Here is a 17,970-nt window from a genome sequence, read left to right on the forward strand (position 1 = left end):
ATTACTTTTCCTCCACTCTTAATGTTTTGTCTTTTTTACTTACATGTAGTTTTACTTGTTGAGATTCTGTTGCTAAAATATCTGTTACCGATTCTGCATTATCGATCATGATAGGTGCGTAGAAATCATAATGTTTAGATAAAGTATTGATGATATCTAATCCTACATTGATTCTATGAGCAGTATTTAAACCAGCGTCAAATGGAACCCCTTTATATGTCGCTTCGCATACATCATTTACTCCTCCGTTAATCTGAATGTCGAACAGCTTAAATTCAGTTATTTCAAACATGTTGTTGATAGTTGTCTCCATAAGATTTACCTTAGCTTTAGTGAATTCTTCTGTCAGATATATTGCATGTTCTAACTCTTCAAACTCCATAGCTAATTGCGTTTGCGTTGCTTCTAACTCTTTGATTCTTTCAGTAGCTCTAAGATTTACGTCAATGTCATTAAGATTTGTATCAATACTTTTCAGCTGTTCTAAAAGTGGTCTTAACTTCTCATCTTCAACATTTATCACTCTTTCCATATTGCTATTTGTTAAAGTATTTCTTGCTGTTCTTTTAGACTCTAATTCGTTCCAGAGATTCTTATATGCTTTTGAAACCTGTACGTCAGACAATTCTGCTTTAGCTTTATTAACTTCTGCTTTAAGTTCAGTAAGTTTGTTTGTTTCTGCTTCCAGGCTCTCGGTAGTCTTACTTTCTTGTTCTTCCAACTTACTTTCTTGCTCTTTAATCTCAGCAGCTTTAACTTTTGTTCTTTGAATATCTTCTTTGATTTGTTCAAGCAAAGTAGATTTGTTGAAGTTAAATTGTTCCTGCATCTTTTTGATAGCTTCTTGTTGCATATGTTCTGGTATATCTTGACCACAACACTCACAAATTGTCTGAGGCTTAAATTCTTTAGTGTGGTTTGATTCATCTTTATACTTTTCAATTAACTGTCTATAGTCCTTTTCTAGGAATGACTTATCATCATCTAGACGTTCTTTAGCATTCTTTATATTAGATAATTCAGACTTCAAATCATTACATATTCTCTCTTGTTTATTTAATTCATATTCTTTATCCGATAAAGCGCGTTTAGAGTCTTTATCGTGATTGTCAACAAGGTACTTTAAATCAGTTTCAAGTTGTGTGATCTCTCCATTGATTTTGATAACATCATTACCTGATTTAATCTCTGATATTTCGTTTCTGACCGCTTCGATTTTCTTTTCTGTATCAGTCTTATCTTTTAGCAAGGTCTTTTTATCTAACTTTGCTATATCCGGCATATTATGATTAATCTCATCAATTCGATGCGGTATAGCTGTTAACTTTTCATTTATAGCCTTTTTATCTCTACTGATTCTCAACTTGAACTCATCTAATGAGTTATCTCCCATTAATTCCTTTAGTTTCGATAAGTTACTATTCGAATTAATGACATCATCATCTGTCACTTCTGCAACCAGGCTCATTAATATATCCTTACGTTCAGCAGGCTTTAAGCTGTTAAATGCAAGTGGATTTGTAACGAGCTTGAAAATGTATTCATCAGCTACAATTGTTTTGATATATTCATTGAACTCTTTTAACTTCTTAGGTGTCAGTGTTTGTTCGCTAGATCCTAATTCATATAGCGTTTCATGTCCTGAAAAAGTTGCAGTAGGTTGTCCTCTTTTTTGAGTCCATTTCTCTCTGTAGACTTTCTTAATATGATGCTCTTTACCATCTATCTCTAACACGCCGTAAACGGAATGATTCAAGTTATGAATCTCTTTTCCTTTGCTATCGAGTGTTTTAATTGCAAACTTTGTGTCACCTTTTGAATTTTTATTAAAAAGTAACCAGAAGAATGCATCAGCGATAGTTGTTTTACCAGTCTCATTATCACCAAAGACCGAGACATCTTTGCCATCAGTAATCAACTCAAAATATTTAGTGCCTTTGAAATTTTCTAAGACTAACCTGATTAATTTAATATTCATTATTTACTCCCCTTTACTTCTATAACTTCTGTAAAATAAGCAACTCCGCAGTCGCTTTCTAACTCCCACTCAACATCGCAATGCGGTCCGTATTCTTTTATCAATCTGTAGTACTCATCAAGCGTGAAAAATGCTCTTCCGACTTTAACGAACTCTACCTGCCTACAGTAAGGTAACTTCATGCAGTTTCCTCGCTTTCAAATTCAATTACAGGAATGATATCTCTGCGTTTCAAGAATTCGTAAAGGAATAAACGACCTTTCTGTGTCCATTTCGTATGCATTCTCACTGAAACACTTCCATCCTTATGCGTAATCTCAGTTGTTTCTGAATGCGTATAGCCTTTCGCGTGATGATTTGAGTAAAGTAGCCATTGTCCCGACTGTTTATACTGAATTTTGAATCGTTGCAGCAACTTATTCATTTCTTGTGCTGACATACCATAATCTTTTGCGATCTGACCAATAGTGACTAAGCTCTTACTTTTAAGAATTGTGTCTACATAGTTCGCTTTCGGTTTTAACTCTCCAATTTGTTGTTTCTGCATCGTGTTCTCTAGATGTAATTTCTCGTTTTCTTCCACTTGTTCAACTAACTGCAATAATGCTTCTTTGTATGTTCCAGGTAATCTGTTTTGTAATGCTTTCTCCATTTCGTTGAATCTATTGATATATGCCATTTTGAAGTCATTGTGACCCTGGATGTTGAACATGTATAAGATGAAACCGTCTTTAGTTAATAAATATTCTGATTGAGTTCTTCCACGACTATCTTTGTAATCTGACTTAAAAATTAATGCGTCCACATTTGGACTCATTAAAATTTTGTCCAAATCTCTTTTAACATGTTGATGTTGTCTACCTAATTCCTCTGCTACAGCTCTACTGCTTACTACAGGACCTAGTTCTGAATTATTCTCGATTTTGATTAGTGTATTCATTTCCTTCATCCTTTCTGATTGTTTTATTAATGAATGTTCCTGGAATTATTAAATATTTAATACTATTCATCTATCTCACCTCCTTTAAATCTTTGTAAGTTGAAAGCAAAAAGAATGAAGAAAGTTGAATAATCATCGTTAACCCTAATCTTGGTGCTGGTTGCATTTGAAACCCTAGCGCTAGGAATAACACCACTAAGCATGCGAAAAATGTACAAAACAGATAAAGTGATGCATAAGATAACTTCGCTAAATACTTCATGTCACTTCCTCCTTCCGTTAATCCATTCGATCAAGTTTGCTGTGCTGTAACGTGACGAGATTCCTTCAATACGAACGAACTGAAAGTCATCTCGTTTTCTTATTTCATTGAATACTCCAGCGCTACAACCTATAAGATCCATAGCTTCTTCTCTAGAAACTGTTGGATGATATTTCTTTGTCAGTTTGTCCTCAAGCTGTTCTGCGATTGCATCTGTTAAATTGTTAATAACTTCTGGTGCAAACATTTAATCACCTCGTTTTGATTTAAAGTGTTCTCCTAAAGTTTCAAAAAAACACTCTGTAAAAACATCTTTAAATTTTTGAAATGCAATTTCTTTTTGTGGCTGTCTTTTGAAATACTCTTTTTGAATAAATGTAGAACGGATACCATGTGCATCACGAAGAACGTTTAAATTATCGATTGTTTTTAAGTTTCCGATATTAAATATTTGGAAGTCTTTATAATTCTTTTTGTGTAAAAGTAGCTTGCCACGTTCCAATTCAAGAACGATGTATTTTTCATTTACTCCAACTACAATTGCAGGAAAATGATGAATACCTGTACAAAGCACTAACAAATCATCAATTGAATATTTCATCTCTCTCACCTCAGATTCTGCGTTCCATTTTGTAACGCTGATTTCTTGTTTTGGATAATTCTTGAGGATTCAATTGATAATCTATAATGATTTTGTCGATTAGTGCCTGTGCTTCAAAAATCACATCTTGCGTTTCGCTAGCGATACATCTTACATTCTCAAGGTCTTCTTGACTGCAATATTCAGGGCGTTTATCAATACGGTAGAGATTGAGAACATCAATTACTTCTCGTATTTCATTAAGCATCCTCTCTTTTATACATATACGATGATCATCAAATACTACTTCTGACGGTGCAGGTGTCGTATAACCATTTGAAAATTCGTATGACATTTCTTTGATTAGAATTGGATCATCACTTCTTTCGTAACTTGTCATTAAGATTTCAGATGAGATATTGCGGCGTCCCTTCTCGATATTGCAGATATTTGGTTTAGTAGTAAGTAACATGTCTGCAACTTGTGATTGAGTTCTACGAGTTCTTTGTCTATGTCTCTGTATACTTGTTTTCATAATTGTTTTCTCCTTGAATATTTTTAGGTCTTTAATGTTTACGTACTTTTGGTCTATACTTTAGTTACGGTGTTGGTCACACCGTACAATTACATTTGGTCGTGTAATTGATGGTTTATGCCAGGCGAGTTTGGTCGCTTGCCTGGTTATCTTTTTCATTTAAATCGTACATTTCGCGTACTTTATCATCAAAAAAAATAGTCCAATTAACATTGAAGTATTTAGCTAAGGCTATAGCAGCTGGAATAGTAATGTTTCTGTGACCTATTTCATAGCTTGAAATAGTTGTGGTTGCTAGACCTACAGCATCTGCTAACTGTTCTTGAGTGATATTGTGTTTTTTACGCAATGATTTTAATGTGTTCATCTTCTCACCTCCAAGTAATACGTATTGCGTACTTATATACTATTACTAAGTGCGTACTTTGTCAACAATAAATACTCATTTTGTACTACTTTAAGTTTTTTTATAGTCAATGTACGCATATTGCGTATAATTGAAGTATAGGTGGTGTTATTAATGTTTGCTCAAAATATAAAAAAATTAAGAAAGCAGTATGGTTATACTCAAACTCAAATGGCAGAAAAACTAGGAGTAGCAAAAACAACATACGCTTCTTATGAGCAAGATAGAAGAACTCCTGATGCTAATATTCAAAAGAAAATCGCAGATATATTCGAAACTTCTTTAGATGCATTACATGGTAGAGAAAAGTTAAACAATGTAAAAGTTGAATCTTTGTTTTTCAACCATATCGAAGGGTTAAATGAACTACCGAAAGAAGAACAAGATAGAATTATTCAGAATCTGCTAGAACAAGGAGCCTTCTTAGTAGAGCGTTCTAAGAGAAATAAGAAATAATAATTAAATTTAAGGGGGATGGATAAATTGAAAAAATTAATTATTGGTTCGTTGGCATGTAGTTTAATATTATCCGGTTGCGGGTCAAAAGATAGTAATAAAGCGGGAAACGATGATGTCGAAACAGAAGAAAAAGCAATAGGACAAGCTGGACCAACTGTTGTGACGGATCCTATTGAGTTTATTACAATGAAAGATGTGGTGCTAAACGATACTGAAAGCGGCGCATCTTATAAAATAGTCAAAGTATTCAAAAATAACTCTTCAGATAAAGATGGTTTTAATAATATCGACAATAATGGTTTTGTTAATAATCTAGCCTTCGCATTAGTTCAAAATACAGAAGACAATACATTAGGTTTAGGTTACTTTGGAGAAATGCGAAACAATACAGAAAAACATATCGAGTTTCTTGGAGGTATTGAATTTACTACTAATACTGGTGAACAACTACGTCCTGAAGGTGGAGTATTTACTCAAGGTAATAAGTTAATAAAAGATTACAATCCAAATGTTAAATCTAAAGGTTTCGGGATAGTACCTTTAGAGTACCAAGATGAAAAACCTAGTTCAATTGATGTAATTATTGAACAGCCACACAACAATGACGATATAGATACATGGGGAGAAGATATAACTATCAAAGATTTAAAATAAATTTAAGGGATGGGATATAGTTGGAAAAAGTTGTTATAGAGAAATATCTAGTTGATAACGGAGAAGTATTTGATTATCTAATTGAAGCAGATTTAAACAATTTTACTTCTACTAATTATGCAGCAATAAAAAAAGGTTCCCCCACATTTAATCTTATAGAGATAGAAACAGTAAAAAAAGCATCAACATCAGATGATGTTAAAGGCAAGGAAGAAAAAATTACAAATCACAAAATTCTAAAGACATTTGATTTAACTAATGTAGTCTCAGCAGATTTAGATAAATTTCTAATGAGTAAAGTTTATAGATTTGATAATGGAGACGTTATAAGGGTAAATCAAAACAATGAAATATTTGAGGATTATCTTAAACAATTAAATATTAAATTTAATGAGTTAGAAAGACCATGGTATAAAAAGATAGTAGGATTCAGAAGTGGGACACCATGGAAGATGATCTTATCATCGCTAATTATATTAACACTACTATTTTTTACTTTAACAGTATTGCCAAGTGCAGTAAGTGGAATATTGATTCCCTTGCTAGGAATAGTTAGTTTTGCAGGTATTTTATATTATAGTTTTAGAGGAGCGAAAAATTTAAAAAACAAAAGCAAAAACAAGAATATAGCCTTTCCGTTCTTTATGTCCTTAGCATTATTTTTCTTAGCGATGTCGGTTAGCGAAGCAGATGAATCCACTAACTCAAAAAGTGATAGTAATGATAAAGATAATGCTAAACAAACACTTGTCGCTACCCCTGCTGTTAAAAAAACTAGTGAAAAAGAAGATGTAACCACAGAAGAAGTGACAACTGAAAAACCAACTACCGAAAAGCCGACTACTGAGAAACCGACTACTGAGAAACCGACTACTGAGAAACCGGAAAAAGCTTCGATAGATAAAAATAAAATAGGAACTGTTGCACGTTTCCCAGCAGAATTCACTAGACATATAGATGGTGACACGAGTGTATTAAACATAGATGGACAAGACAAAAAAGTTAGATACTTACTAATCGACACTCCTGAAACCAAACATCCAAGAACTGGCGTTCAACCTTTTGGTCCAGAAGCTTCTGCTAGAACTGAAGAATTATTGTCTAATGCATCTAAAATTGAAGTAGAATACGATGTTGGAGAAAAAACCGATAAGTATAACAGAGATTTAGCTTACGTATATGCAGACGGACAAATGATCAATGAAATACTTGTTAGAGAAGGATTAGCAAGTGTTAACTATGTCTATCCTCCTAATACAAGATATTTAGATACTCTTAAAAATGCTGAAGCTCAGGCTAAAGCAGAAAAACTTGGTATCTGGTCTTTAGATAGTGCTTTTGAAAGCGATAACAACTCTAGTCAAAACTCAACTAATAACAATCAGCAGAACACTAAACCTGCTGGAAACAACCAAACATCGAATTTTGTACAACAACAACCTTCTAATGCAGGAGAAAGCTTTGCAAATTGTACTGAATTAAGAAAAGTATACCCTGAGGGTGTAGATTCAAATCATCCAGCTTATACCACTAAAATGGATAGAGATGGAGATGGATATGCCTGTGAAATAAATTAATTAACGCTAGCTGACCACTAGTACCCTATTGGTCGGCTATTTTTAAAACGATAAATAGAACATACGTTCCTATTTTTAACCAAAAATCAAACATACATTCTATACTTGGGGGAGATAACATGAGAATTGAAGAACTTGTGAATGATATTACAGCGTATATTATCGAGAGAGTTGAGGATTTAAGTATTGAAGCTCTCGCTCATATTTATAATCTTCATATTGCATATAATCACGAAATGAGCTGCTATATGAAGTTGGACGGATGTGATGTTATATTCATTAAATTCGGAACACCGCAAGATATGTGGTTCAGATTTGCTCATGAACTTGGCCATTATTTTATGCACGTAGGAGTTTCGAAACAAATGCATCCATCGTATAACTATATGCAGGAAACGGAAGCGGATAAATTCGCCCTACTCTTTATGATGCCTGAACGATTAATAGTTGAATATAACTTATTTACAGTTGAATCAATCATGGATTATTTTAAAGTATCACAGGAACATGCAACAAAACGTGTAGAGTTATTAATCAACAGATCTAAGACACATAAATTAATTGGTTTAGAAAGGATATGATGATATGGCTTCTATTCAAAAAATTAGTACCGGCTATCGTGTGCGAGTATACTATTATGATGAGAATGGTAAACGTAGGACTATCTCGAAAAATGTAAAGAAGGAAAGAGATGCTAAGAAGTTAGCACGAGACTTAGAACGTGATGTTGAACTTAATAAGTGTAAAACTGACATCCCTACTCTTAAATCTTTCATAGACGAATACATAGAAACTTATAGGGTCGGAAAAGTATCCCAGGCATCAATAGATATCGACAAATGGAGTGCTAAGCGATTGTTCAGTATTCGAATCTATGAAAATAAGAAATTGATAGAAGAAGTTAAGCTGCACGATGAAAATATTCGAATTGATAAAGTAACCCCTACTATGCAACAGAAAGTAATAAACAAACTTTTTGAGTATAACTATAGTATCTCAACCATCAAAAAAACAAACTCATTAATGTTTAGAGCGATGGAGCGTGCTAAGTTTGATGGATTAATATCAGTTAATCCCGCTGAATACATTGAATTCAGAATCACTGACAAAGTAAAGAAAGCTGAGTACATTCCAAAAGACTTGATAAAACCATTCCTTACCGATGTCAAAAGACGTAATATTTATCATTATTATTTATTCAGGCTAATTATCGAGACCGGCTTACGTGTCGGCGAAGCCTGTGCATTGAAGTTATCTGATTTCGATAAAAATAACTTATATATAACTGTTGATTCATCATATGATCAGAAACGTGACGTATTAGGAAACACTAAAACTAAACACCATCGTAAAGTTTATATTACTCGTGAATTATACGATGAAATGTTAAACTTAACGAAACTACATGAAACAAACAAGATAATTATTGGCAGCGAGTATTCAAATGAATATAACTTCTTATTCGTTAATGAATTCGGCAAACCTATATCAAGGTCATCAATACATAATACGATGATCTATTGCAGCAAAAAAATTCTTGGTCAACAAATATCCGTTCATAAACTGAGACATACTCATGCAACACTTTTATTAGAAGCTAATGTCCCGATGAAAGTTATCCAGGAAAGATTAGGACATCAATCGATGGAAATGACCGAAAAGATTTATGCCCATGTCACTCCACACCTACAGGAAGAATCAAGAATTTTATACGAAAATACACTAAAAAACATATTCTAAAAATTCCTGAGACATTTATGAGACATTTGGTCATTATTTTCTCAATAAGTCTCAAAGCTTCTATAAAATAAAAACCCCTTAACCATTGCAGTTAAAGGGTTTTCTCTATTAATACTGTTTCATATATTGGTCACGTTCCCACTCAGACACTTGCATACGGTACATGTCCCATTCAATAGTTTTTGAGTGGATGAATGCACGATAGATGTGGTCACCCAGTGCTTCTTTTAAAATATCGTCTTCTTTCATCGCTTTAATCGCTGTGTAAAGTGTTGATGGTAAGTCTTCTACACCAACTGCTTCACGTTCTTCACGATTCATTTCATAAATATTCTGATCAACTGGTGCTGGACAAGCTAATTTATTCTTGATGCCATCTAACCCTGCTTGAAGAATCGTTGCTAATGCCATATATGGGTTAGCAGATGGATCAACCGAACGTACTTCTACACGTGTAGATAGTCCACGTGATGAAGGAATACGAATTAATGGCGAACGGTTTTGGCCACTCCATGCGATATAAACTGGTGCTTCATAACCAGGTACTAAACGTTTGTAAGAGTTTACTAATGGGTTACACACTGCAGTAAATCCTCTTGCATGTTTAAGAACTCCTGCGATAAAGTGACGCGCATCTTCAGATAATTCCATTTCTCCGTTCGGATCATAGAACGCATTTTCTTTCGGCCCTTTGAATAACGAAACGTTAAAGTGCATACCTGAACCACTTACACCATATAATGGTTTAGGCATAAATGTTGCATGAAGATTATGTTTACGCGCAATTGTCTTAACAACTAATTTGAATGTTTGAATGTTATCACATGCAGTAACTGCATCTGCATATTTAAAGTCGATTTCGTGCTGACCCGGCGCTACTTCGTGGTGACTCGCTTCTATATCAAAGCCCATGTCTTCAAGTTCTAAAACGATGTCTCGACGACAGTTCTCACCTAAATCTGTAGGCGCTAAATCGAAGTATCCACCATTATCATTTAATTCAAGTGTTGGTTCCCCTTTTTCATCTAATTTGAATAAGAAGAATTCTGGTTCTGGTCCTAAGTTGAATTCAGTGAATCCTAACGCTTCCATTTCTTTTAAGACACGTTTTAAGTTACTACGTGGATCTCCTGAGAATGGTGTACCATCTGGCTTATATACGTCACAGATCAAACGCGCAACTTTCCCTTTATCAGAAGTCCATGGGAAAATAACCCAAGTATCTAAGTCTGGATATAATTTCATATCTGATTCTTCGATACGAACAAACCCTTCAATTGATGAACCATCGAACATCATTTCATTATCTAGTACTTTCTCTAACTGGCTGATAGGCACCTCTACGTTTTTAATTGTACCTAGAATATCAGAAAATTGTAGTCTTAAATAACGTACGTTTGATTCCTCTGCTAACTTGATGATGTCTTCTCTTGTAAATTTCGCCATAATATCCTCCAGTTGTTTATTTAAAAAATCTTGACAAATCCCCACGGTTAATAGGGACTTTACTACGGTCGAGCTTTGAAACTTCGTAATCAAGAGATTCTTTAATCTCAAATGTGGGTTGTTGTGACTTCTCCTCATTGATAATCGATTTAATACGCTTCATATTAAACCCTTTTTCTAAAAGCAGTTTAATATCAAGTAATAAATCCAGATCGTTCATTGAAAATAGTCTTTGGTTCCCACTTGTTCGTTCAGGTGTAATCAACGACTGTGATTCATAGTATCTAATTTGCCTTGCAGAAAGCTCTGTTAGTTTCATAACGACACTCATTGGAAACACCGGCATATTTCTTCTTATTGCATCACGCATCTTCAACACCCTTTCGAACATAGTTGTAATTTATCATATTTTTTTATAAAAAACAAATCCATGTAAGGAAACCTTACATGGATTTGTTATAACGTTATAATTTCTTTTTCAATCAGTATTTCAATCGCTTTTATTATTGCGAGTTTAACGTGTTCATAAGTTAATCCGCCTTGAACATAAACCTCGTACGGTGAACGTATCGGACCGTCTGCTGTAAGTTCAAGTGATGCGCCTTGTATAAATGTGCCTGCTGCCATAATAACATCATCCGTATAGCCAGGCATATATGCCGGCATCGGTAAATACTGTGAATTTATAGGAGATGCCATCTGAATAGCCTGTGTAAATGCAATCATCTTTTCTTTATCATTGAAGATGACTGATTGAATGAGGTCTGTTCGCTCATCATTCCAAAGTGGCGTTGTATTCAGATTCAAAGACCCAAGCATCGCACTAGTAAATACTGCGCCTTTTAGTGCCTGACTCACAACATGCGGGCTCAGGAAAAATCCTTGATACATTTCATGCAGACTGTAAAGTGAGGCACCTGCTTCTTTGCCGATACCTGGTGCTGTGAGACGATATCCAACACGCTCAATCAAATCTTCACGTCCTGCAATATAACCACCAATTTTACACAGTCCACCTCCTGGATTCTTAATGAGCGAGCCCGCAATTAAATCTGCACCCACTTCTGACGGTTCCTGAATTTCTGTGAATTCACCATAACAATTATCGACAAATACAATAACATCAGGATGTTTATCTTTTATCGCTGATATTGCCTCACCTATCTGTTTAATTGTCAATGATTTACGTGAGCTGTACCCTTTAGAGCGCTGAATACCTATCATCTTCGTTTTTGATGTTATAGCTTCTAAGACATTTTCGATATCGATTTCATTGTTGACCAAATCGATATCCTTATAGGCAACACCATTTTCAATCAATGAACCGATACCGTTACCTGTAATACCGATAACTTCCAAAAGCGTGTCATAGGGTTGACCCGTTATGTAGAGTAATTCGTCCCCGAATTGTAAGTTAGCGCTTAATGCAAGCGTTATTGCATGTGTCCCGCTGATGACTTGTGGACGAACGATGGCATCCTCTGTCTTAAAAACATGTGCATACACCGCTTCTAAGTTATCTCGCCCACTATCATCATAGCCATAGCCATTCGTACCGCCGAGATCAGCGTCTGTAATTTTTATATCATTAAATGCATCTATTACTTTTTTTTGATTATAAAGGGCGATAGATTCTATCCTTTTAAATATCGGCGTGATTTTAATTTCATTGTCATCGATTAATTGCTGGAGCTGTTCATACTTCGTAATTTTCATAGTATTATAACCTCTTTATCTGTTCATTACTTAATAGCTTATTTAATATACCTTCACGACGATGTTCATAGCCACATATTTCATATTTATCTTTGTCTTCATTAAAATTTATTGCTGAAACTAGTGTATGTTCCTTCAGGAAAGCGATTATCTGTCCGGCATCCTTCTCAACTTCAATTGTGTATTTTGACATATTACGCTGCATCATATCAATGAGTTTGCTTTGTATATGTGTCTTATCTTGTTGATCAAACACTGATACAAGCAATTCATCTTTCCCTGCAGCTGTGACGAAGGATTCGAGCTTATCTTTTTTATTCAAAAGCGTAAGTACCGGAATTGTATCCATATCTAGCTCCTTTAACAGAGCAACGACCGTATCGATATGATTCATATAGTTTGGATGACTTCTGTCAACGACGTGAATAAGAATATCTGCATACTTCGCCTCTTCTAATGTCGAACTGAATGCTTCGATTAAATGAGTCGGCAACTGCTGGATAAAACCAACAGTATCACTTAATAGTACTGGATAACCTTCATGCAGCTTCATCATCTTACTCTTCGGATCAAGCGTCGCAAACAGTAGATCTTCCATATATGTGTCACTGTCTGAAAGTGCATTGAACCATGTCGATTTGCCTGCATTCGTATAACCAACAAGCGCAACCTGGAATATATTTCTCTTTTTTCGGTTTTCTCTATAACGCTGCCGATGTTGTTTAATCGTTTCGAGTTGTAGCTTGATATCATGAATTCTGCTTCTGATATGTCGCCTATTCATCTCTAGTTTCGTTTCACCAGGTCCACGTGTCCCGATACCACCACCAAGTCTTGATAAACTTAGTCCGTGTCCAGATAATCTTGGCAATAAATATTCGAGCTGGGCAAGCTCCACTTGTAATTTACCTTCTCGACTTTTTGCACGTTGTGCAAAGATATCCAGTATAAGCTGAGTACGGTCTATTATTTTACAGTCAAGCACTTCATTTAAATGTTTCGATTGACTTGTTGTGAGTTCATTATTAACAACAACCATATCGAATGCTATATCTTCTCGTTCCTTTAACTCTAATATTTCTTCTAACTTTCCTTTACCTATATAATAACTATTATCAGCTCTATCTTTATTCTGAATAACAACTTCGGTAACTTCAATGCCAGCTGTATGGCATAATGATTTAATTTCCTCTAACGATTCACCGAAGTTAAAATCATCGTCCTTTTTTAGATGAACTGCTATAATAAGAGCACGTTCAGTCGCTTTTTGTGTATCTTTCAAAGTTTCACCTCAATTATTTGATACTTCATTTTAACATATTTAGAAAGGATGCGTTTATATGTCTATATACGAATATACGGTTACTAAAGCAAATCACGAATCATATTCACTTGCAGAATACAAAGATCAAGTTGTTCTGATCGTTAATACTGCGAGCGAATGTGGATTTACAAAACAGTTTGATGGACTTGAAAAACTCTACCAGGAATACAAAGGACAAGGGTTTACTATATTGGGATTCCCTTGTAATCAATTTGGAGGCCAGGAACCCGGAAGTGGGGCTGAAGCTGAACAGAATTGTCGTTTGAACTATGGCGTTACTTTCCCGATTCATGAAAAAATAGATGTGAATGGAGATAACGCACACCCGCTGTTTAAATATATAAAAGAAGAGACAAAAGGGATCATGGGCAGTAAGATCAAATGGAATTTCACAAAATTTTTAGTTGATAGACAAGGTAATGTTGTTGCGCGTTTTGCACCTACAACTACACCCGAGCAGTTGAAAAAGCATATAGAAAAATATCTATAAAAATAGAACAATTCCTTTCAGAGGAATTGTTCTTTATTACTTACAACATATTTACACTGCAAAAGTACAGATGGTATGCTTGTAAATGAGATTGTGTTTATCTCCTGCTTTAAGCTGGATGACATTTATCATAGTTGAGTACCACACCTTCTATATGAAAGCCTTTTGTTAAAAATACTGTTAATTCTTGCTGATTTCTTTGGAATTATCTAAAAATGTGTCCTGCAGTTTAGCTGAATTCATCATTATCATCCCTCTGTATGTTTGTAGTAATTTGTTCGACGATTGATTCTATCGTCAATTCAGAAGTATCAAACCATTCAATCGTCATCTGATTATTGAACCATGTCAATTGACGTTTTGCAAAATTCCTGGAGTTTTGCTGCAAATGTTCTATCGCCTGATTCAACGAAACTTCTCCATCTATATAAGGAATCATCTCTTTATATCCTATTGCAGTCATGCTTTGGCTCTGTCTATAGCCCTTACTTATCAATGTCTTCACTTCCTGAACAAGTCCTTGTTCGACCATAAGCAATACACGGCGGTTGATTCTGTCATATAGTGTAGGACGCGGCATATTAAGCCCTATAATATATGTATCGTATTTAGAACTTAATGTATGAAGCTTCTTCTGGTCAGTGATAGATTTATGGTGCATTTCATAATATGTCAGAGCACGTAACACTCGCTGTCTATTATTAATATGAATTTGAGACGCAGCCTTCATATCCTTCTCAGTTAACAGACGATAAAGCGTCTCCTTATCCAGACTTTCATAGTGATCCATCAGTTCTTTCTTCAGCGCTTGATCCTCTTCTACAAATTCATATTCATATAGTACGCTTTGTATATATAATCCCGTTCCGCCGACGATCATCGGTGTTTTTCCCCTGCTATATATGTCTTCAATCAGCTTTTCAGCATGGACTTTAAACTGTGCTGCTGAATATGCCTCATCTGGGTTTAAAATATCAATCAGATGATGCGGTATGCCTTCCATCTCTTCCTGTGTAATCTTTGCACTACCGATATCCATACCTCGGTAGACTTGAATCGCATCCCCACTAATAATTTCACCATTAACAGCTTTCGCTACTTCAATACTTAATGCTGTTTTACCTACAGCTGTAGGTCCCACAATAACGATTAACGGAATTTTATTCATTCTTCAACCACTTTCTAATATTTTGTAATACTTCATTTTGATTCTTTTCAAATAATACCTCATGTCTTGAATTTTCATAGAGCTGGATAAAGACATGTTTAATTCCACATTTTTTATATAATCGACCTGTCTTTTCCACCCCTTTCCCGAAATTAGAAAACGGATCGTCCTGACCAGCAATAAGCAGAATCTTTAACGATTTGTTCATGCGTTTAACATTCTTTTTACTGCTAGTAAACTTTAATGATTCATTAATTGAATTTAAAGCACCTATCGACATATTAAATCCTGCATCAGGATCTGAGACAAAAGCATCGACATTATCCTCATTCAAACTGATCCAGTCACTCTCTGTTCGTAAAGGTCTGAACTTACGATTAAAATCGTTCAGAGTCAATTTATTGACGAAATCTAGCTTTTTATAGGGTGGATGTATCTTTAATAGTGGTTTAAGCAATAGCGCAGCTGCCTCATATTTCTTACTATAGAAACTAGTACCTGACAATATGAGTCTATCGAATAAACCAGGGTAACGGATAACATATTTTCTAGCGACGATACTTCCCATAGAATGTCCGAACAAAATAAATTCTCCTTTAAAATCAAATGTTTCAAATATTTCATATGCATCCTCTACCAAAGTATCAATCGATGGGAAATGTCCTTGTTCTGAACTTCCAATATCCTTGCCATGCCCTCTGTGATCATGTATCAGCACATCATACCCCATATCACAGAAATATCTGCACACTGCATCATAACGTTCTTTGTGTTCGGCCATACCATGAAGCATCTGAATGACACCCTTGCTTTCCTCTTGTCTATAAAGTTTAAATGCAATACGTGTGTTATCCTTCAATGTAATAAACTTATTTGTAATTTCCATCATTCTTCACCTCATCTTTATTATAGCGAAACAATTTATTTTCGTCATAGCCTTATCATCATCTGAAAATATAGGAAAACCATCCAAATATTATTTGGATGGTTTGAATCACAATTGCTATTCTCCGTAATTTATTCTACCGAAACTTGAACAGATGGTGATTTTGCTTCATTAATCTTTTGTTCAAGCTCACGTGTATATTCTGTGCGTTGCGCATTATCATAGTTAAGCAAATTAGCCATCGTATCAATAACCGCTTCCTTATATTGTTCAACTTTTTTAATATCGAAATATAGATCACCTGTTCTACGTGTCAAGAAATCAGTAGGTTTAATCACCATTTCTTCCTGGATTGAATATACAAGTTGTGCGTAATAAGCTAAAGGCAGGCCATTGACTTCAGCAGTATGTTTCGTATGTGCAATGTTAAATAATTTCTCTACATTTGAACCATATTTTTTAATCAGAAATCTTTGTTCATCTTCCGGCAGATAACTATAGAGTTCAGGTTTCAATGACTTTTCAATAAAGTGCTCAAAATTAGTACTGCCTCCTACATCTCCACCAGAAATTGTTGCATGTTTCGTGTTGCTTTCTTTAAAGCTAAGCTTATATTCTTCTTTTAAACGTTTTGCAACTAAGTCAACGATCTCCTGTGCCATATGGCGATACCCTGTTAATTTACCACCAGCAATCGTCAGAAGACCTGATTTACCTTCCCAAATTTCATCCTTACGCGAAATTTCAGATGGGTCTTTCCCTTTTTCTAAGATTAGAGGACGAATACCAGCCCAAGTTGATTCAATATCTTCGTCTTTAACTTTTACAGTCGGGAACATATAGTTGATTGCATCAATGATATAATCACGATCTTCCTGTGTTACTTTAGGACTTGTCTTATCATTATTATAGAATGTATCTGTAGTACCGACATACGTTTTACCATCACGAGGAATGGCAAAAATCATACGTTTGTCACTTTCAGTATCAAAGTAAACTGCCTGTTTGAGCGGAAAAACACTTTCGTCAAAGACAAGGTGGATTCCTTTTGTCAGACGGAGTTGTTTATTATTTTTCGAATAATCTTTTCCACGCACTTCATCAACCCATGGTCCAGATGCATTGACAACTTTGCGCCCTTGAATTTTAAACTTCGTATTTGAGATTGTATCAATTGCTTCAATACCACTCACTTTGTTTTTCTTGTTATAAGTAAAACCGGTTGCTTTTGTGTAGTTTAAAATATCAGCACCAAATTCTGCCGCACGTTTCATCACTTCAATCGTCATACGCGCATCATCTGTTTTATATTCAACATAATAGCCCCCACCCTTAAGGCCATTTTCTTTTACGAGAGGCTCTTTCGCTAATGTTTCTTTTGCAGATAGCATTGTTCTTCTTTCCGATTTCTTTACACCTGCTAAGAAGTCATAAACTTTTAATGCAAGAGACGTTGTTGCTGGTCCAAACGTACCCCCTTTATGCATCGGTAAGAGCATCCATTCTGGTGTCGTTACATGAGGTCCATTTTCATAAACAATCGCTCTTTCTTTCCCAGTCTCACTTACAACGCCAATTTGCAGCTGTTTTAAGTAACGTAATCCACCATGAACAAGCTTTGTTGAACGTGAAGAAGTTCCGCTTGCAAAGTCCTGCATTTCAACGAGTGCGACTTTCATACCGCGCTGCGCTGCATCAAATGCGATACCTGCACCAGTGATACCACCACCAACCACTACGATATCATAATATTCTTCCTTCATTTTGTTCAATGTTTGATTTCTATTCAGACTTGAAAGTTGCATTATT

General features: G+C 35.1%; 21 protein-coding genes. 6 read left to right on the plus strand and 15 right to left on the minus strand.

Annotation, left to right across the window (positions count from 1 at the left end):
• Position 1: 1 nt before the first annotated feature.
• From QNJ52_RS00290 to QNJ52_RS00325, 8 genes are all read right to left on the minus strand, one after another.
• The gene (locus tag QNJ52_RS00290) at positions 2-1,978 is read right to left on the minus strand and encodes an AAA family ATPase (protein ID WP_283721611.1); all 1,977 of its coding nucleotides are present in this window, start codon (positions 1,976-1,978) and stop codon (positions 2-4) included.
• Positions 1,978-2,160: a hypothetical protein gene (locus tag QNJ52_RS00295; RefSeq protein ID WP_101144072.1), complete on the minus strand. Its 183-nt coding sequence runs from the start codon at positions 2,158-2,160 to the stop codon at positions 1,978-1,980. The genes QNJ52_RS00290 and QNJ52_RS00295 overlap by 1 nt, the downstream gene beginning before the upstream one ends.
• Entirely contained in the window at positions 2,157-2,918 is a 762-nt protein-coding gene (locus QNJ52_RS00300) for a phage antirepressor KilAC domain-containing protein (protein WP_101144073.1), read from the minus strand. The genes QNJ52_RS00295 and QNJ52_RS00300 overlap by 4 nt, the downstream gene beginning before the upstream one ends.
• Positions 2,919-2,988: 70 nt before the next feature.
• Complete coding sequence (locus tag QNJ52_RS00305; RefSeq protein ID WP_219520815.1) at positions 2,989-3,180, minus strand: hypothetical protein; 192 nt, start codon at positions 3,178-3,180, stop codon at positions 2,989-2,991.
• 1 nt (position 3,181) lies between these two features.
• Positions 3,182-3,427, minus strand: a complete 246-nt coding sequence (locus QNJ52_RS00310; protein WP_283721612.1) for a hypothetical protein — start codon at positions 3,425-3,427, stop codon at positions 3,182-3,184.
• Positions 3,428-3,781 (minus strand): hypothetical protein, encoded by a 354-nt coding sequence (locus QNJ52_RS00315; protein ID WP_283721613.1) that lies wholly within the window; start codon positions 3,779-3,781, stop codon positions 3,428-3,430.
• A gap of 10 nt (positions 3,782-3,791) precedes the next feature.
• Positions 3,792-4,295, minus strand: a complete 504-nt coding sequence (locus QNJ52_RS00320; protein ID WP_283721614.1) for a hypothetical protein — start codon at positions 4,293-4,295, stop codon at positions 3,792-3,794.
• Positions 4,296-4,410: 115 nt separating this feature from the next.
• Positions 4,411-4,662 (minus strand): helix-turn-helix transcriptional regulator, encoded by a 252-nt coding sequence (locus tag QNJ52_RS00325; protein WP_086042725.1) that lies wholly within the window; start codon positions 4,660-4,662, stop codon positions 4,411-4,413.
• 153 nt (positions 4,663-4,815) lie between these two features.
• Here QNJ52_RS00325 and QNJ52_RS00330 point away from each other — a divergent pair, with 153 nt between their 5' ends.
• The 5 genes from QNJ52_RS00330 to QNJ52_RS00350 all read left to right on the plus strand — a co-directional run bounded on the left by QNJ52_RS00330 (position 4,816) and on the right by QNJ52_RS00350 (position 9,131).
• Complete coding sequence (locus tag QNJ52_RS00330; protein WP_101144078.1) at positions 4,816-5,157, plus strand: helix-turn-helix domain-containing protein; 342 nt, start codon at positions 4,816-4,818, stop codon at positions 5,155-5,157.
• A 27-nt stretch (positions 5,158-5,184) separates the two neighbouring features.
• Entirely contained in the window at positions 5,185-5,814 is a 630-nt protein-coding gene (locus QNJ52_RS00335; RefSeq protein ID WP_283721615.1) for a hypothetical protein, read from the plus strand.
• Between the two features lie 20 nt (positions 5,815-5,834).
• The gene (locus QNJ52_RS00340; protein WP_283721616.1) at positions 5,835-7,391 is read left to right on the plus strand and encodes a thermonuclease family protein; all 1,557 of its coding nucleotides are present in this window, start codon (positions 5,835-5,837) and stop codon (positions 7,389-7,391) included.
• Positions 7,392-7,510: 119 nt separating this feature from the next.
• The gene (locus QNJ52_RS00345) at positions 7,511-7,972 is read left to right on the plus strand and encodes an ImmA/IrrE family metallo-endopeptidase (protein ID WP_101175925.1); all 462 of its coding nucleotides are present in this window, start codon (positions 7,511-7,513) and stop codon (positions 7,970-7,972) included.
• A gap of 4 nt (positions 7,973-7,976) precedes the next feature.
• On the plus strand, positions 7,977-9,131 hold the full coding sequence (locus QNJ52_RS00350) for a tyrosine-type recombinase/integrase (protein ID WP_283721617.1): 1,155 nt from the start codon (positions 7,977-7,979) through the stop codon (positions 9,129-9,131).
• 108 nt (positions 9,132-9,239) lie between these two features.
• Here the strand turns inward: QNJ52_RS00350 and glnA are convergent, their stop codons facing one another.
• The 4 genes from glnA to hflX form a co-directional block, all read right to left on the minus strand.
• Positions 9,240-10,577 carry a type I glutamate--ammonia ligase gene (gene glnA / locus QNJ52_RS00355; protein ID WP_219494716.1) on the minus strand — a complete coding sequence of 446 codons (1,338 nt, stop codon included), beginning with the start codon at positions 10,575-10,577 and terminating at the stop codon, positions 9,240-9,242.
• A gap of 16 nt (positions 10,578-10,593) precedes the next feature.
• A complete protein-coding gene (locus tag QNJ52_RS00360; RefSeq protein ID WP_219494715.1) occupies positions 10,594-10,947 on the minus strand; it encodes a MerR family transcriptional regulator in 354 nt (117 codons plus the stop codon).
• 86 nt (positions 10,948-11,033) lie between these two features.
• Positions 11,034-12,293, minus strand: coding sequence for a methionine gamma-lyase family protein (locus QNJ52_RS00365; protein WP_219494714.1), 1,260 nt, complete (start codon positions 12,291-12,293; stop codon positions 11,034-11,036).
• 4 nt (positions 12,294-12,297) lie between these two features.
• The gene (gene hflX / locus QNJ52_RS00370; RefSeq protein ID WP_219494713.1) at positions 12,298-13,575 is read right to left on the minus strand and encodes a GTPase HflX; all 1,278 of its coding nucleotides are present in this window, start codon (positions 13,573-13,575) and stop codon (positions 12,298-12,300) included.
• A gap of 58 nt (positions 13,576-13,633) precedes the next feature.
• On the opposite strand from hflX, the gene QNJ52_RS00375 reads away from it, so the two are divergent.
• On the plus strand, positions 13,634-14,107 hold the full coding sequence (locus QNJ52_RS00375) for a glutathione peroxidase (protein ID WP_219494712.1): 474 nt from the start codon (positions 13,634-13,636) through the stop codon (positions 14,105-14,107).
• Between the two features lie 229 nt (positions 14,108-14,336).
• On the opposite strand, the gene miaA is transcribed toward QNJ52_RS00375, so the two are convergent.
• The 3 genes from miaA to QNJ52_RS00390 form a co-directional block, all read right to left on the minus strand.
• Entirely contained in the window at positions 14,337-15,275 is a 939-nt protein-coding gene (gene miaA / locus QNJ52_RS00380; RefSeq protein WP_219494711.1) for a tRNA (adenosine(37)-N6)-dimethylallyltransferase MiaA, read from the minus strand.
• The gene (locus QNJ52_RS00385; RefSeq protein ID WP_219494710.1) at positions 15,268-16,164 is read right to left on the minus strand and encodes an alpha/beta fold hydrolase; all 897 of its coding nucleotides are present in this window, start codon (positions 16,162-16,164) and stop codon (positions 15,268-15,270) included. Before QNJ52_RS00385 ends, miaA begins: the two co-directional genes overlap by 8 nt.
• Positions 16,165-16,292: 128 nt before the next feature.
• Positions 16,293-17,966: a glycerol-3-phosphate dehydrogenase/oxidase gene (locus QNJ52_RS00390; RefSeq protein WP_219494709.1), complete on the minus strand. Its 1,674-nt coding sequence runs from the start codon at positions 17,964-17,966 to the stop codon at positions 16,293-16,295.
• Positions 17,967-17,970 lie beyond the last annotated feature (4 nt).

This window comes from Macrococcus sp. S115 (assembly GCF_030067655.1).
In the GTDB taxonomy this organism is placed as follows: domain Bacteria; phylum Bacillota; class Bacilli; order Staphylococcales; family Staphylococcaceae; genus Macrococcoides; species Macrococcoides psychrotolerans.

Coding starts and splice junctions, on each gene's coding strand:
- QNJ52_RS00315 (WP_283721613.1), bottom strand. CDS start 3,781: ATGAAATATTCAATTGATGATTTGTTAGTGCTTTGTACAGGTATTCAT.
- QNJ52_RS00360 (WP_219494715.1), bottom strand. CDS start 10,947: ATGCGTGATGCAATAAGAAGAAATATGCCGGTGTTTCCAATGAGTGTC.
- QNJ52_RS00385 (WP_219494710.1), bottom strand. CDS start 16,164: ATGATGGAAATTACAAATAAGTTTATTACATTGAAGGATAACACACGT.
- QNJ52_RS00290 (WP_283721611.1), bottom strand. CDS start 1,978: ATGAATATTAAATTAATCAGGTTAGTCTTAGAAAATTTCAAAGGCACT.
- QNJ52_RS00350 (WP_283721617.1), top strand. CDS start 7,977: ATGGCTTCTATTCAAAAAATTAGTACCGGCTATCGTGTGCGAGTATAC.
- miaA (WP_219494711.1), bottom strand. CDS start 15,275: ATGAATAAAATTCCGTTAATCGTTATTGTGGGACCTACAGCTGTAGGT.
- QNJ52_RS00375 (WP_219494712.1), top strand. CDS start 13,634: ATGTCTATATACGAATATACGGTTACTAAAGCAAATCACGAATCATAT.
- QNJ52_RS00345 (WP_101175925.1), top strand. CDS start 7,511: ATGAGAATTGAAGAACTTGTGAATGATATTACAGCGTATATTATCGAG.
- QNJ52_RS00320 (WP_283721614.1), bottom strand. CDS start 4,295: ATGAAAACAAGTATACAGAGACATAGACAAAGAACTCGTAGAACTCAA.
- QNJ52_RS00295 (WP_101144072.1), bottom strand. CDS start 2,160: ATGAAGTTACCTTACTGTAGGCAGGTAGAGTTCGTTAAAGTCGGAAGA.
- QNJ52_RS00365 (WP_219494714.1), bottom strand. CDS start 12,293: ATGAAAATTACGAAGTATGAACAGCTCCAGCAATTAATCGATGACAAT.
- QNJ52_RS00300 (WP_101144073.1), bottom strand. CDS start 2,918: ATGAATACACTAATCAAAATCGAGAATAATTCAGAACTAGGTCCTGTA.
- QNJ52_RS00305 (WP_219520815.1), bottom strand. CDS start 3,180: ATGAAGTATTTAGCGAAGTTATCTTATGCATCACTTTATCTGTTTTGT.
- QNJ52_RS00390 (WP_219494709.1), bottom strand. CDS start 17,966: ATGCAACTTTCAAGTCTGAATAGAAATCAAACATTGAACAAAATGAAG.
- glnA (WP_219494716.1), bottom strand. CDS start 10,577: ATGGCGAAATTTACAAGAGAAGACATCATCAAGTTAGCAGAGGAATCA.
- QNJ52_RS00325 (WP_086042725.1), bottom strand. CDS start 4,662: ATGAACACATTAAAATCATTGCGTAAAAAACACAATATCACTCAAGAA.
- QNJ52_RS00330 (WP_101144078.1), top strand. CDS start 4,816: ATGTTTGCTCAAAATATAAAAAAATTAAGAAAGCAGTATGGTTATACT.
- QNJ52_RS00310 (WP_283721612.1), bottom strand. CDS start 3,427: ATGTTTGCACCAGAAGTTATTAACAATTTAACAGATGCAATCGCAGAA.